This window comes from Streptomyces sp. NPDC002868, assembly GCF_055563295.1.
Window position 1 is genome coordinate 1 of record NZ_JBVHDR010000010.1, and the last position, 13,649, is coordinate 13,649.

At 69.9% G+C, this 13,649-nt stretch carries 11 protein-coding genes and 1 pseudogene; 6 read left to right on the forward strand and 6 right to left on the reverse strand.

Translation table 11 applies throughout. The annotated features are described in order from the left end of the window. Positions 1-354: alpha/beta fold hydrolase (locus ACZ3H8_RS27050; RefSeq protein WP_467406167.1), on the forward strand; the 354-nt coding region annotated here is incomplete at its 5' end. A gap of 29 nt (positions 355-383) precedes the next feature. Here ACZ3H8_RS27050 and ACZ3H8_RS27055 read toward each other — a convergent pair. Together ACZ3H8_RS27055 and ACZ3H8_RS27060 are read right to left on the reverse strand one after the other, a co-directional pair. Continuing rightward, entirely contained in the window at positions 384-860 is a 477-nt protein-coding gene (locus ACZ3H8_RS27055; protein WP_467406726.1) for a Dps family protein, read from the reverse strand. 84 nt (positions 861-944) lie between these two features. Beyond that, positions 945-1,103 (reverse strand): annotated as a pseudogene (locus ACZ3H8_RS27060) (DUF6766 family protein); the annotation flags it as partial. 168 nt (positions 1,104-1,271) lie between these two features. On the opposite strand from ACZ3H8_RS27060, the gene ACZ3H8_RS27065 reads away from it, so the two are divergent. Both ACZ3H8_RS27065 and ACZ3H8_RS27070 read left to right on the forward strand, forming a co-directional pair. Beyond that, complete coding sequence (locus tag ACZ3H8_RS27065; protein ID WP_467406169.1) at positions 1,272-1,697, forward strand: CBS domain-containing protein; 426 nt, start codon at positions 1,272-1,274, stop codon at positions 1,695-1,697. A 4-nt stretch (positions 1,698-1,701) separates the two neighbouring features. Continuing rightward, the gene (locus tag ACZ3H8_RS27070; protein WP_467406171.1) at positions 1,702-2,244 is read left to right on the forward strand and encodes a type 1 glutamine amidotransferase domain-containing protein; all 543 of its coding nucleotides are present in this window, start codon (positions 1,702-1,704) and stop codon (positions 2,242-2,244) included. A gap of 60 nt (positions 2,245-2,304) precedes the next feature. Here ACZ3H8_RS27070 and ACZ3H8_RS27075 read toward each other — a convergent pair whose 3' ends face one another. After that, positions 2,305-2,550, reverse strand: coding sequence for a DUF6158 family protein (locus ACZ3H8_RS27075; RefSeq protein ID WP_307666087.1), 246 nt, complete (start codon positions 2,548-2,550; stop codon positions 2,305-2,307). A gap of 99 nt (positions 2,551-2,649) precedes the next feature. Here ACZ3H8_RS27075 and ACZ3H8_RS27080 point away from each other — a divergent pair, with 99 nt between their 5' ends. Beyond that, positions 2,650-3,807 (forward strand): baeRF2 domain-containing protein, encoded by a 1,158-nt coding sequence (locus ACZ3H8_RS27080; RefSeq protein WP_467406174.1) that lies wholly within the window; start codon positions 2,650-2,652, stop codon positions 3,805-3,807. Further along, positions 3,800-5,347 carry an FAD-dependent oxidoreductase gene (locus tag ACZ3H8_RS27085; RefSeq protein WP_467406176.1) on the forward strand — a complete coding sequence of 516 codons (1,548 nt, stop codon included), beginning with the start codon at positions 3,800-3,802 and terminating at the stop codon, positions 5,345-5,347. Before ACZ3H8_RS27080 ends, ACZ3H8_RS27085 begins: the two co-directional genes overlap by 8 nt. Positions 5,348-5,514: 167 nt before the next feature. Here the strand turns inward: ACZ3H8_RS27085 and ACZ3H8_RS27090 are convergent, their stop codons facing one another. From ACZ3H8_RS27090 to ACZ3H8_RS27100, 3 genes are all read right to left on the reverse strand, one after another. Beyond that, positions 5,515-6,681: a lactonase family protein gene (locus tag ACZ3H8_RS27090; protein WP_467406179.1), complete on the reverse strand. Its 1,167-nt coding sequence runs from the start codon at positions 6,679-6,681 to the stop codon at positions 5,515-5,517. 61 nt (positions 6,682-6,742) lie between these two features. Further along, positions 6,743-10,027, reverse strand: a complete 3,285-nt coding sequence (locus tag ACZ3H8_RS27095; protein WP_467406180.1) for a GH92 family glycosyl hydrolase — start codon at positions 10,025-10,027, stop codon at positions 6,743-6,745. A gap of 83 nt (positions 10,028-10,110) precedes the next feature. Continuing rightward, the gene (locus tag ACZ3H8_RS27100; protein ID WP_467406728.1) at positions 10,111-12,102 is read right to left on the reverse strand and encodes a beta-N-acetylglucosaminidase domain-containing protein; all 1,992 of its coding nucleotides are present in this window, start codon (positions 12,100-12,102) and stop codon (positions 10,111-10,113) included. 445 nt (positions 12,103-12,547) lie between these two features. Here ACZ3H8_RS27100 and ACZ3H8_RS27105 point away from each other — a divergent pair, with 445 nt between their 5' ends. Further along, complete coding sequence (locus tag ACZ3H8_RS27105; RefSeq protein ID WP_467406183.1) at positions 12,548-13,504, forward strand: hypothetical protein; 957 nt, start codon at positions 12,548-12,550, stop codon at positions 13,502-13,504. Positions 13,505-13,649 lie beyond the last annotated feature (145 nt).

Below are 13,649 nucleotides of genomic sequence, written 5' to 3' on the forward strand. Positions count from 1 at the left end.
CGGACGCTGAGCGAGGCCTTCTTCGGCGCCAACCGGCCCGGCTCCACCGTCTCGCAAGGCACCCGCGACGCGTTCTGGCTGATGAGCATGCAGGCCGGGTCGAAGGCCGCGTACGACTGCATCAAGCAGTTCTCGGAGACCGACTTCACCGAGGACCTCAAGCGCATCGACGTCCCCACCCTCATCGCGCACGGCGACGACGACCAGATCGTCCCCATCGGCGCCTCCGCCCGCAAGTCCGCACAGTTGGTCAAGGACGCCACCCTCAAGGTCTACCCGGGCGCACCGCACGGCCTGACCGGCGACTACGAGCAGGCCTTCACCAAGGACCTGATCGCCTTCCTCAAGGGCTGAGGACAGAGTGCTGTCGCTGCTGACCTTCGTCAGAGCGGCGAGTTCTCCGCCTGGAACATCCAGCGCTGCTTCTCCAGCGATGCCGTGATCTGGATCAGCAGGTCCTGTGTCACCAGGTCGGACTTCTCCGTCGCGGCGATCCGATCTCGCAGCCGTACGACCGTTTCCTCCAACGTCTCGACCAGCAGGGACACGACTTCGGTGTCCTGCAGCCAGCCCTCCTTGGGATCGGCCACCGAACCGGTCTCGGCGACCGTCTCGACGCGCCCGTCCGGGGAGATGCCCAGTGCCGCCGCGCGCTCCGCGACGGTGTCCGCGTAGGAGCGTGCCGCGGCGACCACTTCGTCGAGCTGGAGGTGGATGCTGCGGAAGCGCGGGCCCACGATGTTCCAGTGCGCCTGCTTGGCCATGAGCGAGAGCCCCAGCAGATCGACGAGCGTGCCCTGAAGCGCGTCCCCAATGACCTGACGTGCAGGTTCGGGAAGAGTGCTCTTCATAACAGTCATGCCGCTCTTCTCCTTGTGTCGTGCTGTGTCGTGGGCGGGTGCCCCGCAGCCGTCGACGGAAACGGACGGCCCGGCGCGCCGCTCGGACTGCCAGTTCTGCAGCATGCGGCTCCAGAGATCGGCGGAGAGCAGATAGCCGCCCCACCCGATCGGGGCCTGAAGCTGACGCATACGCCTCGGGCGCGGACCGCCGTCCGCGCCCGAGGCTCTGTACTTCATCCCATGGCCGCTCGGCCGGTTCATCGAGTCCCCGGACCCGGAGCCTTCAAACCTGGAGCCTTCGGACCCGGAGCCTTCAGACCTTCTGTTGTTTTCGGAGGCATGGGGCGGCGTGCCCGGGGTACTTCAGGCGGGGTCTCACAGTCTCCGACCGAAGAGCGCCGAAAAGTCAGGGAGAGCGGGCGAGCAGCCATGGCACAGTTCGTGAGGGAAGTCATGACGTTCGGAGTGGTGGCGGTACGGCCCGACGCTTCGCTGGTCGAAGCGGCCCGACTGATGCGCGCCCAGGACATCGGAGACGTACTGGTCGCCGACGGTGACCGGCTGGTCGGAGTCATCACCGACCGTGACATCGCGGTGCGGGTGATCGCGGACGGCAACGACCCGCTGACCGTCAGCGCCGGCTCGGTGTGCACGCGCGACCCGGTGTGCGTCAGCCCCAACGACGGGATCGCCGCCGCGGCCAGACTGATGCGCAGCCGTGCGGTACGCAGGCTGCCTGTGGTGGAGGACGGCCGTCCGGTCGGCGTGGTCAGCATCGGAGATCTCGCTGTCTCCGAGAACCCGGACTCGGCGCTCGCCGAGATCAGCCTGGCCAACCCGAACAATGAGGGGTGATCGCATGTTGGTCGCATTTCTGACGGCACCCGAAGGAGTGGAGCAGATTGAACTCACCGAGCCGTGGGAGGCGGTCACCGACACCGGAGACACGCCCCGGCTGATCTCGACCAAGCCGGGCCGGGTGCAGGCCTTCAAGCACCTCGACAAGGCGGACACCTTCCCGGTCGACCTGACGGTCGCCGACGCCGACGCCGACGTGGACGAGTACGGCGGCCTCGTGCTGCCCGGCGGATTGGCCAATCCCGACGCGCTGCGCATGGACGGGCGGGCGGTGGCGTTCGTACGGGCCTTCTTCGAGGCGGGCAAGCCGGTGGCGGCGATCTGCCACGCTCCGTGGACGCTCGTCGAAGCGGATGTGGTGCGGGGCCGGACGTTGACCTCCTGGCCCAGCCTGCGCACCGACATCCGCAACGCGGGAGGCGAGTGGGTCGACGAGCAGGTGAGGGTCTGCGATGCCGGTCCGAACGTTCTGATCACCAGCCGGAAGCCGGCCGACCTCAAGGCGTTCTCCGCGGCGGTCACGGCGGAGTTCGCGAAGAGCTGACGGCTCGGCAACCGGCCGGCTGCGGCAGACGGGATTCGTCCGACGGGCTCCCCGCCCCCTTCACTCCTCCCGGGCGCGGGCACCGGCCCGCGTCCTGCCCGGCGACACCGGACGCTCCGGATGACGGCGCAGATACTCGCCCTCCAACTGGGCCATCCGGATGTTGTGGGCATTGAGCGCGGCGGGCGAGCCGTGCAGCAACGTGTCGTGCCGACTCCGGTGGATGGTTTCGAGCTCGCGCAGCAAATCATGATCGTCGAGACGGGTCGGGTCGATTCCTTGACCCGGGTTTTCAAACTCTGACATGGGGGCTGTCCTCTTTCCGTTCCGGCGGATGCGCTGTGTGACTCATGACCTTCCGGGTACCCGCAGGAACGCAGTACCCGGCCACTCCGGGAGGAATCCATGCAACTCGCATTTCTCGCGCCTCTCTATGAGCGTCCCGGTCCCTGGGCCAGCGTTCACCTCGACACCACCTGGACCGACGAGTCCACTCCTTCCCGCCGTGAGCTCCAGGTGACAGAGGTATGCCGGAAGCTGGCCCTACAAGGTGCCGATGAGGCCACCGGCCGCGCGGTGTACGAGGCGCTCACCACCCGGCCGCACTACCCGGGAGAGTCCGGCCGGGCCGTCTTCGCCACGGGCGGCGAGGTCGTCCTCGACCCACCGCTCGCCCATCGCCCGCCGGCCGCCTCCGACGTCTCCTGGTCGGCGCTGCCGCGCGTCGCCCCGCTGCTGGACCTCGCTGTGCAGGAACCGGTCTGCCTCGTCGCGTACATCGATCGCACGGGAGCGGACCTGGAGCTGCGCAGCCCACTGGGCAGCCGGGCCGTCGGACAGGCCCAGGGCAAGCAGTGGTCCATCCACCGCACCACGAGCTCCCACTGGTCCGCGAGCCACCACCGGCGCAGCGTGGAGAACACCTGGAACACCTGGGACCACAACGCCGACGAGATCGCTGCGGCGATCGCGGCGAACCAGGAGGACTGCCGTGCCGACCTGGTCGTTCTGGCGGGGGGACTGCGCGAGCGGCGTGCCGTCCACAACCGCCTGCCCATCGCACTGCGCCCACGCGTCGTCGAAACGGACCACGGCGGCCGTGCCGACGGCCCGGCCACCCGGCTGCTCGACGAGGATGTGGAGCAGTCCCGCCAGGACCATCTGAACCGGCGCGCCGAGGAGGAGCTGGATCGCTTCCGGGCCGCCCCCGCCGCAACGGCCGAGGGCATACCGGCCCTGGTCGACGCGGCACGCGAGCACCGGATTGCCGAGCTGTTCATACGGCCCGAGGGGTCGGACGCGCACCACGAAGTCTGGGTGGGCAACGAGCCCGAGCAGCTGGCGGAACGCCGTGCGGACCTCCAGTACCTGGGCGAACCGCACCCCTCGTCGGCCCGCGCGGACGACGCGCTGCTCCGCTGTGCGGCGGTGACCGGTGCTGAGGCACTCCGGGTGCCGTCGCAGGGACACGACGACGTCCCGGTCGGCGGCCTGGGGGCTCTGCTGCGCCAACCGTACGACGACAGGGGACGACACTCCCGGATGGCGAGGAGCCATGGCTGAACAGCGCCCGACTGTTGACGAGTCGTACTGGATGACCACAACGCCGAGCACGGGCTATCCGCCCCTCGGCGTGGACGCGACCGCGGACGTGGCGGTCATCGGAGCGGGTATCGCCGGACTGTGCACCGCCTGGGACCTGGTCCGGGCAGGCCTGGACGTCGTCGTCCTGGAGGCCGACCGGATCGCCGCAGGCGTGACCGGCTACACCACGGCCAAGCTCACCGCCCTGCACGGTCTGGGCTATGCGCGGCTGGAGGCGAAGCACGGCGCCGACGCCGCGCTGTACGCGCTCTCGCAGCAGGACGCGGTCGACCGGACAGCCGCCCTCTGCGCCGAACTCGGCATCGACGCCGACCTGGAGCGCGCCCCCGCCCACACGTACGTGGAGGATCCGCGGCGAGCGGACGAGATCAAGGCCGAGGCGGAGGCCGCCCGGCGGGCAGGACTCGACGCGTCGTACGTGACCGAGACGGAACTGTCCTTCCCGGTGGCCGCCGCGGTGCGCGTGGAGGGGCAACTCCAGTTCCACCCGCGGAAGTTCCTGCTGGCTCTGGCCGAGCGGATCACGGACGCGGGAGGCCGCATCCATGAGCGCACCCGCGTCACCGGACTCCACGACGGCAGCCGCTGCCGCTTGACCACCGAGAACGGGGCGTCGGTCGAGGCGCGCGACGCGGTCATCGCGACGCACTATCCAGTCTTCGACCACACGATGCTCTTCACCCGGCTCAAGCCCCGACGCGAACTGGTGGTCGCGGCACCGGTGCCGACCGAAGCCGCCCCCACCGGCATGTACTTCAGCCCGGAGGACACGGTGCGGTCCGTGCGCAGCGCGCCCTACGACGAGGCGCGGCGGCTGCTGATCGTCACCGGGGAGTCGTTCGAGCCGGGAGCCGGCGAAGTGAGGGAACGGTTCGCGCGCCTCGACGCCTGGGCGCGGCAGCGCCTGCCGGGCTTCGCCGACGCGGACATGACGTATCGGTGGGCGGCGCAGGACAACGACTCGAGCGACCATCTGCCGTACGTCGGACACGCCCATCCGGGGACACAGCACGTGTATGTGGCCACGGGCTTCGGCGGCTGGGGTATGAGCAACGGCGTGATGGCAGGCCGGTTGCTCACTGCCCATATCGCGGGCGGCGGCCGGCCGGCGTGGACCGATCTCTACGACCCGCGAAGGCTGCCCCAGGTGCGTGAGACAGCCCAACTCGCCCGGTTCCAGACCGCTGTCGCCAAACACTTCGTCGGTGACCGCCTGCACACCAGCCATGTCGACTCGGTGACCGACATCCCGCCCGGCAGCGGAGCCGTCGTGCGGCTGGAGGGACGGCGGTGCGCCGTCTACCGCGACGAGGCGGGATACACCAGTGCGCTCTCCGCACGTTGTACGCACCTCGGCTGCCTGGTGCAGTTCAACGATGCCGAGCGGGTCTGGGAGTGCCCCTGCCACGGCTCCCGCTTCGGCACGGACGGATCGGTCCTGCACGGCCCGGCCACCCGCCCCCTGGAGCCTCGTGAGGTGCCCGGCCCCGGCGACTAGGGCCCTCGACCAGGGCCGACGCCGAAAGTGGAGCGGCGACCGGCCTGTGGGAGTGCAACGATCGTGCCGCCGATCCGGCGGACGCCGCGCTGCGGATGATGCAGCGCAACGTGCGAGCGGAGATCACTGCGGGCGACTCGATCGAATTCGCAGCCGACCGCGGCTGATCACAGCGACAGCGCGCAGACGGCCACACGCGAGCTGAACGGGCTTCCCGCGGGCCGGAGTTCACCACTGGCGTGATCGACGTGGAAGACCGTCACCGAACTCGACCGCTGGTTCGCCGCGAAGAGCAGATTCTGGCCCGGGGAAAAGGCGAGGTGCCGTGGGAAGTCGCCGCCGACCGGCACGGTCCCCAGCAGCCGCAGCCGGGACCCGCCGTCCTCGATCGCGTACCGGGTCAGGCTGTTGTGGCCGCGATTGGCGAGGAAGGCGTGTCCGCCGCCGCGGGTCACGACCAGCTGCGCCGGATAGCTCGTGCCGGGCCCTGTGCCGGTCGACTGCGGAGTGCCCGGCGTCAGCCTTCCGGTGACGGGATCGTAGGCGCAGACGACGACGGTGTTGTCGACCTCGTTGGCGAGGTAGGCGAATCGGCCCGACGGGTGGAAGGTGAGATGCCGGGGTCCCGCGCCCGGCCGGACCGTCGCGTACGAGATGCGGGCGAGGGTTCCGCTCGACGTGTCGAGCCGGTAGGTGTAGACGGTGTCGTTGCCGAGATCGACGGCTAGTACGTGCCCGCCGTCCGGGCTGGTGACGATCTGGTGGGCGTGAGGGCCTTCCTGGCCGGGGCCGGGCGGCGGCGTGGAGTGGGTGACGAGTGCCGTGCGTGCTCCCAGCGCGCCCGACGCGGCAATGGGGTGCACGGCGACGTTGCCCGAGAGGTAGTTGGCGCTGAGCAGCCAGCGCCCGCTGGGGTGTATCGACAGATGGCAGGGGCCCGCGCCCCCGGTGTCGCGGGTGCCCAGCACACTGTGGTGACCGTCCGGGGACAGTCCGACGGCGGTCACCCCGCCCTGCTGCTGCTCGTTCACGGCGTACAGAGTGCGGGCGGACGGGTGAAGCGCGAGGAAGGACGGGTCGCTGACGCCCGGGACGGTTCCGGTGGCGGTGATCCGGCCCGTCACCTCGTCGTATGTGGCGAGACCGATTCCGCTGCCACCACCGGCGACCGAGGTGTAGGTGCCCAGGAACAGGGGGCGCTGTCCACGGGGGCGAGCCTGTGCGGTCGCGGGTACCGCGGCGCTCGCCACAGCCGCCGCGACCGCGCCGATGAACCGGCGGCGGCCGATGCCGCCGGCCGACGTCGTCCCCGTCCCCGCTGCCCTGCTGCTCATGTAATGCACCTCGAAGTGTCGGTCGGTTGCTTCGGATGTGGCGGGGCGGTGGAGCGGCGCCTCACCTCAGTGTGATCGCGTACACCTCGACCCGCGGGTCGGCCGGCAGCGTCAAAGAGCGCACCGTCTTCGCCCTGTCGAGCTGCGCCGTGTCACCGAACAGCCGTACCGGGGGGCCGTCGATGCCCTGCCCGTCCTTGATGCGGTGCGGCATGTCCAGGACGACACTGCTGCCGGACGGCGTGGAACCTGCCCAGTCGCCGATCGTGAGCGGCACGTCCGCGCTGCTGCCGTCCGTGTAGCGGACGGTCAGCGTGGTGGCCACCGGTCCGTTGTGGGAGGCGGCTACCAGATGCAGGGTGGAGCGGGCGGCCGCGGGGAGAAGCAGCGCCTGGCCGCGGGCCTCGATGAAGTTCGGCGCCGTTCCCGCCGGGTCGGGCGCGTTGTACGTGACGCCGTTCCAGGTGACAGCCCCGGCCTTCGGCAGCAGACCGGCGTCGTAACTCCAGCCCTGACCGTCGAAGTTGCCTTCCCCGGACCGGTCCTTCGTGGCGGTGCCGTCATGGTTCAGGGCACCCGCCAGGTCCACGGCGCACTCGTCCTTCCCGCTGCCCGCGCAGCTCGCGGCGGCCCTCACCTCCACCGTGGCCGTGCGGACGACCGCGGGGATGCCCTCTGCCGCCACCGTCACCCGGACCGGGTACGAGCCGACCGCGGTGCCCGCCGGAACTGTCACCGCGAGCGGGACCGTCGTCTGCACCGGCAGCCGACGGGACTTGAATGTGACGGACGAGGGTGCCTTCACGGCCCACCCGGCGGGAGCCTTCGCCGCGACGGACACCCGCACATCGCCCGGAGACTGGGCCAGGACGTCCACCGCGAGATGAGCGGTCTGTGCGGCGTCGCTCGTCGGCACGGCGTCCGAGGCGGTGCGCAGCGACGCGTCGAGGTGTCGGCGCCGGTCGGCTCCGGCCGCCGCGTTGACGGACGGCGGCTCGGCACTCTTGTCCGTGCCCCACGCGGACGGTGCGGTCCCGAGCCGGTGGGCCAGCCGCCCGCCGTGCGCGATCGCCTCCCAGTCCAGCCAAGTGGCGCTTACGTTCTTGCCGTTGAGGGCCACCGACTGGACATAGCGCCGCTCGTCGCTCGCCCCGGGGGCGGTGATGTTCAGCGTGCCGCCCTGCTTGCGGCCGTACTGCCCGATCCGGATGGTCGCCGACTCGAACTGCGGGCTGGACAGGGCCAGGAAGTCCGCGCCGCTCATCGTCGGATACAGACCGAGCGACGAGAAGACGTACCAGGCCGACATCGTGCCCAGATCGTCGTTGCCGGTCATGCCGTCCGGGCCGTTGGTGAAGAGCGTCATCGCCGCCCGGGTGACGGTCGCGGTCTTCGCGGGTGCGCCTGCCCACAGATACATGTACGGGGCGTGCAGGTCGGGCTCGTTGTTGGGGTTGTAGGTGGGCTTGCCGTAGTAGTCGTACGGCTGGGAGATCCAGTCCTTGCGCGCGGTGCCCGCGGGGTCCGTGAGCAGCTTGTCGTGGACGAAGAAGGAATCGAGCCGCTTCTCGGCGGCCTTCCTGCCACCCATCAGACCGACAAGACCGGCCGGGTCCTGGGGCACCAGCCACTGGTACTGGTGGGCGCCGCCCTCGTGGAACTGGTGGCCCGCCTCGACCGGGTCGTACGGCGTCATCCAGGTGCCCTGCGTCGTACGGGGGCGGAACTGGCCGATCGAGGAGTCCCACAGGTTGCGGTACCACTGACCGCGCGCGGCGAGCATCCTGGCGTCCGCCCGATGACCGAGCCCCTCGGCCATCAGGGCCAGCGAGGCGTCGGCGGCCGCGTACTCCAGGGTGGCCGACGCCGGGTGGTTGCAGTCGTTGTCGCCGCCCTTGTCGGCGCAGTCCTCACCCAGGCCGAGACCCGAGGGGATGTAGCCGCGCTCGCTGTAGAAGTCCACGCCCGAGCGGCCGTTGTACGGGGAGTCCGCGGGTGGGGTGCTGGTGGCGTTCTTCTTCAGCAGCGCGTACGCCTCTTCCTCGTGCCCGGCGAGCAGACCCTTCGACCAGGCCTCGACGAGAAACGGAGTCACCGGGTCACCGGTCATGATGTTGGTCTCGCTGTTGGCGAGCGCCCAGCGGGGCAGCCAGCCGCCGTCCCTGCCGATGGCGACGACGGACAGTGCGACATCGCGGGCGACGCCGGGCTCCAGGAGTTCCAGGAGCTGGTTCTGTGGCCGGTAGGTGTCCCACAGGGAGAGGTTCTGGTACGGCGTGAAGCCCTCGGCCGTATGAGGCTTGCGGTCGAAGCCCACGTAGCGGCCGTCGACGTCACCTGCCACGTTCGGGTGCAGCTGCGCGTGGTAGAGCGCGGTGTAGAAGGCGCTCTGCCGGTCCTGCGAACCCCCGCCGATCCGGATCGAGCCGAGCTGCTCCTGCCACGTGCGGTGCAGGGCCGCACGGGTGGCGTCGAAGTCGTACGAATCCTTCGTCTCCGCCGCCAGGTTCCTCCGAGCCCCTTCCACACCCGTGTAGGACAGGCCGACCTTCACCACGACGTCCTTGTCGGTGCCGGCGTCGAAGGTCACCCAGGCGCCGTTGCCGCCATCGCCCGCGGCGTCGCGGCTGCCGGGCTCGGGGGTCGAACCGCGCCACGTGCCATGGGTTTTGAAGGGCCGGTCGAAGGTGGCCGTGAAGTAGACGGTGTGGTCGTCCTTTCCGGCGCAGAAGTTGCCCGCGTGCACCCGGCCCTCGACGGTGCGGTCGCCGACGACGTGCACCTCGGAGTCGTAGACCTTCTGGTTGGCCTTGCCGGTGTTGAACAGGACGTTGGCGGCGCCGGTGGACGGGAAGGTGTAGCGCTGCCAGCCGGTGCGCTGCGTCGCGGTGAGCTCCGCGTCGATGCCGTACGTCTTCAGGCCCACCCGGTAGTAGCCGGGTTCGGCCTTCTCGTCGTCGTGCGAGTACTCCGAGCGGTAGTCGTCGGGGTTCACCCGGTCGACCGCGCCGGTGGTCGGCATCATCGGCAGCTCACCCGCGACGCCGCAGCCGACGCCGGAGAGGTGGGTCTGGCTGAAGCCGTGGATCTTGTTCTGCTGATAGTCGTAGCCGCCCTGGCCGCCGGTGTCGGGACTGACCTGGACCATGCCGAAGGGGGCACTCGCGCCGGGGAAGGTGTTGCCGAAGTTCTGTGTGCCGACAAAGGGGTTGACCAGGTCGGTCGCGTCGGCCGCGGGCGCGGCGCCGGCCGCCCCGGCGGCCGGGCCGGTCAGACCGCCGGCCAGCAGGGCGACGACCACCAGCCGTGCCGCTCTCGTACGTATCCAACCGGCTGTCCGTCGCATGTGCGCGCACCTCTTGTTGACAACGTTGTCTGACCGGGCTCGGGAAAGATGTCATGGCCGTGCAAAGCCTGTCAACGGCCCGGTCACGAGCCGCTCCCCGTGACCGGATGGACCTCGAACCTGACCGGGGAAAGCTGCGCAAGACCGAGTCGGCGGGCGGTCTCCCCCAGCACCTGCCGGACGAACTCCTCCAGAACGGGGTCGAGTTCGACCGGCACCTTGCGGTTCGGGTCGAGCCCCGTCCAGGTGAACGACTTCGCGCGCTCGACGAGCCCCGGCAGCTGTTGACGTGCCGCCCAGGCGTCGGCGCCGCGGCCCGTGCGCTGGGCGGTCAGCATGTCGAGCGCGACGAGCGCTGCCCGCCCCCAGGCCTCGGTGGCAGCCAGCCACGGCCCGGTCTCGGCGAGGAACACGGGGTCGGAAAGCCGGTCCCGGAGCATTCCCGGCGCGTCGTGCATGTCGCTCAGGGCGCGGTGCAGCGGCCCTGCCCTGCCGGTGCTCCGGAACTCCGCGATCTGCGCGGTGAGTTCGGGCGCGGGCCGTGGGTCGATCCGGGAGGAACGCTGGACGCCGGCGAACGTGTGCAGGGCATCAGCGGTACGCGCATCCCCGCCCGCCAGCTCGTCGAGCCCCGCCGACCAGGACCGTTCGGGGTCGTACGCGGTGTCGTTCCAGGCGTAGTCGGCGACGCCGAACAGCGAGATCTTGGACGCCTGGGCCTGCGGCATCGGACTGGCGGTCAGCCCGAGCGCCGACTTACCGAGCCCGGACTCGCGCCCCGTGAACGGGCCGAGCAGCAGCCGGCCCTGCACACAGTCGTTGACCGGGTAGTTGTCCCGGAGCAGCACGGGATGGCCGAACGCCTCGCGGGCGGCGGCCACATCGGCGCGAGTGATCTTGGGTGCGATGACGTCCGCGCCGGTCCACTGGACGACGACCCCGGGATGGAGCTCCTGGGCGAGGCTGCGGGTGTAGTCGGTCCGGGCGGTTCCCCAGTACTCGGTCGGCACCATCTGCAGCGGCTCGGCTTCGGGATGCGCGTCGATGAACGCCGCCTGCACGGTGTTGATCAGCTGCGCCTGGGCGCGGGCGGCGGCCGCGGGTCCCGTGCCGAACTCCGCCCGGTCCTCGTCGCAGTTCCACCGCTGGTAGTCGATGTCGTCGAAGGCGATGACGAAGCTGCGTACGCCCTGCTTCCACAGCGTCTCGAACTTGGCTGTCAGCGCACCGGCCTCGGACGGCTTCGAGTAGCAGACCGACAGGCCGGGGGAGAGGACATAGCCGAACTGGACATGGTTCGCCCGGGCCCGCCGCACCAGCTCGCCGATCCGGCCGAGTTCGTCCGCCGGGTAGGGCTCCCGCCACTCCGCCCGCAGATACGGGTCGTCCTTCGGTGTGTACACATAGGAGTTCAGCTTGTGCCTGCCGAACCAGTCGAGATCGGCGAGGCGCTGCTGATGCGACCACGGCGGCCCGTAGAAGCCCTCGACCACTCCTCGCCACCGCAGCGACGGCCAGTCGCGGATCACTACGCCGTGCAGCCGGGGGCCGTGCAGCCGGGAGCCGTGCACCAGTTGACGCAGCGTCTGCGCGGCGTAATACGTACCGGCGCCGTCCGCGCCGCTGAGCACGATCCGGTCGCGGCCGTCCCGGTCCTCGCCGACTGCGAGGACGTACCCTTCGGCGGCCATGGTCTCGGCGCCCTGGACGCCCATCGCGCGCAACGCGCTCGCGGTCGCGGAGTTCTCCTTGTGCCCACCGACATGGACGACGAGCCGGTCCTCGCGTACGGGAGTGTGTTCGTCGACCAGCCGGATGGTGCGCACCCCCGCCTCGCGCAGCACGCCCCGGACCAGGGCGAGCGCGTAGGCATCGGTCGACGCGCCTTTCACGAGCGTCACGGCCGAGGGGATGCGCAGCTCTTCAGGGCGGCTCTTCAACGAGCGGGGCTTCGGAAACACCGGCGGGGAGCTGTGGGAGCGCCAACTGGACCGGAGTGCCATGGATGTTGATCCCATCGCCGTCCACCTCCTCGCCAAACCTCGTTGTGACAGGACTGGACCACCGGCTGACATCGTTGTCAAGAGGCTGGACGTGACCTCGTCGGACGCGCAGGTCGCGAGGGGGTGATCGCGATGGCGCCGCGGGTGAATTGCGCGCTGCTGGGGGGGGCAGTCCCGTCGCAACGGCGGCGGTGATGCAGACGGAAAGGCCCCGCCTGGACGGCGGTCAATCTTCCATCATTCAACCAACCCTGGAATCCGCGTGGATGTCCCGCGAGGAAAGGCATATGCCAAACATGCCTTGCCGACATGCGGCAGCGGAAAGCCTCACTGCCGGAAGTCGGTCCGCGCTCCTGAATGAGTGGGAACCAGATATTCCGGACCACTGTTTTCGCTACCACTTGATGGTGAGTAGGGTGTGCTCGCTGCCGGTGGATCTATGGATGGGATCCGGCTGAATTCTGCCTGGCCGGAATGAGTGCATGGGTCGTGTCGACTGCGGGAACGGGAGGGGTTCGTGGCTGCTGGCTCGTTCGAGGGGCAGTATGTGTGGCATCCGGCTGCCGATGACCGCCAGTTGGCCCGAGCCTGTATCGATGTGAAGGCGGGTCGGTACCTCAGTGCACACGAAGCACTCAAGGATGCCCGCCAGGATTTCGAGGTGCGAGCCCATCGGTCGCTGGTGCTGGCCTCCGAGGCGGCGGACTCCGATCTGGCCGAGCGCTGGCTGGCCGAGGAGCCGGGCCCCGAGGCGGCCCTGCTCTGGGCTCGGGTGGCGATGCTCCGGGCATTGCGGATGGCCGACGCCCATGACCGGCGGGCAGGCACTCTCGTAGGCATCGCACATGCGGCGTGCGAGCGGGCGGCGCAGCTGCTGCCCGGTGACCCCACTCCGTGGGTGGCCCAATTGGCGCTGTCCCGGCTCAAGCGGCCCCGGGACCCCGCGCCGCAGGGGCTGTTGACCGCCCCGCCCGGCCCCTGGCAGCTGTTCGCCCACATCCTCCGGCTCGACCCCTGGCACCGTGAGGCGCACCACCGGTTTCTGGCCTTCTTCTTCACCCGCCACGGCGGGACGGCGAGCGCGCGATGGGACGTCGCCTCGTTCCTGAGCCACCGGGCGCCGGTCACCTCACCGCTGCGGCTGCTGCCGCTGGTCGCCCTCGTCGAGGACTACGACGCCTCCGCTCTGCTTGCCGACCGCACCTGGGAGCAGTCCCAGTGGCTGACAACGGCCATTGGCAGCTACAACAACTGGTTTCCCGAGGTGGCCGGTTATCGCTTCACCCCCGTGCTCGACCTGTCGTATCTGGCGCACGCGCTGTACATGGCGAAGCGCGAATTCGAGGCGCGGGAAGTATTCACGGCAATGGGTCCGTATGCCTCCCGAATGCCCTGGAGCGCTTTCGGCGCCCCCGAGGAGCAGTTGACCAAAGCGAGACGGTCGTGCGGACTCCCGATCCCCAGCGCCGCCTGATTCTCCACCGATGTCCCCTTTTCACCCACCGCCCCCACGCCCCATCAGAAAGGTTGCGGTTGTGTCCGAGCGCACATCTCTCACTCGCTCGAAAACCGGTCGCCATGCAGATCCCGTCACCCTCGACGATGACGCGACACTGCAT

Bases quoted from the DNA above. Each gene is read 5' to 3' on its own strand.
- ACZ3H8_RS27055 (WP_467406726.1), bottom strand. From the start codon at position 860: ATGACTGTTATGAAGAGCACTCTTCCCGAACCTGCACGTCAGGTCATT.
- ACZ3H8_RS27065 (WP_467406169.1), top strand. From the start codon at position 1,272: ATGGCACAGTTCGTGAGGGAAGTCATGACGTTCGGAGTGGTGGCGGTA.
- ACZ3H8_RS27070 (WP_467406171.1), top strand. From the start codon at position 1,702: ATGTTGGTCGCATTTCTGACGGCACCCGAAGGAGTGGAGCAGATTGAA.
- ACZ3H8_RS27075 (WP_307666087.1), bottom strand. From the start codon at position 2,550: ATGTCAGAGTTTGAAAACCCGGGTCAAGGAATCGACCCGACCCGTCTC.
- ACZ3H8_RS27080 (WP_467406174.1), top strand. From the start codon at position 2,650: ATGCAACTCGCATTTCTCGCGCCTCTCTATGAGCGTCCCGGTCCCTGG.
- ACZ3H8_RS27085 (WP_467406176.1), top strand. From the start codon at position 3,800: ATGGCTGAACAGCGCCCGACTGTTGACGAGTCGTACTGGATGACCACA.
- ACZ3H8_RS27090 (WP_467406179.1), bottom strand. From the start codon at position 6,681: ATGAGCAGCAGGGCAGCGGGGACGGGGACGACGTCGGCCGGCGGCATC.
- ACZ3H8_RS27095 (WP_467406180.1), bottom strand. From the start codon at position 10,027: ATGCGACGGACAGCCGGTTGGATACGTACGAGAGCGGCACGGCTGGTG.
- ACZ3H8_RS27100 (WP_467406728.1), bottom strand. From the start codon at position 12,102: ATGTCAGCCGGTGGTCCAGTCCTGTCACAACGAGGTTTGGCGAGGAGG.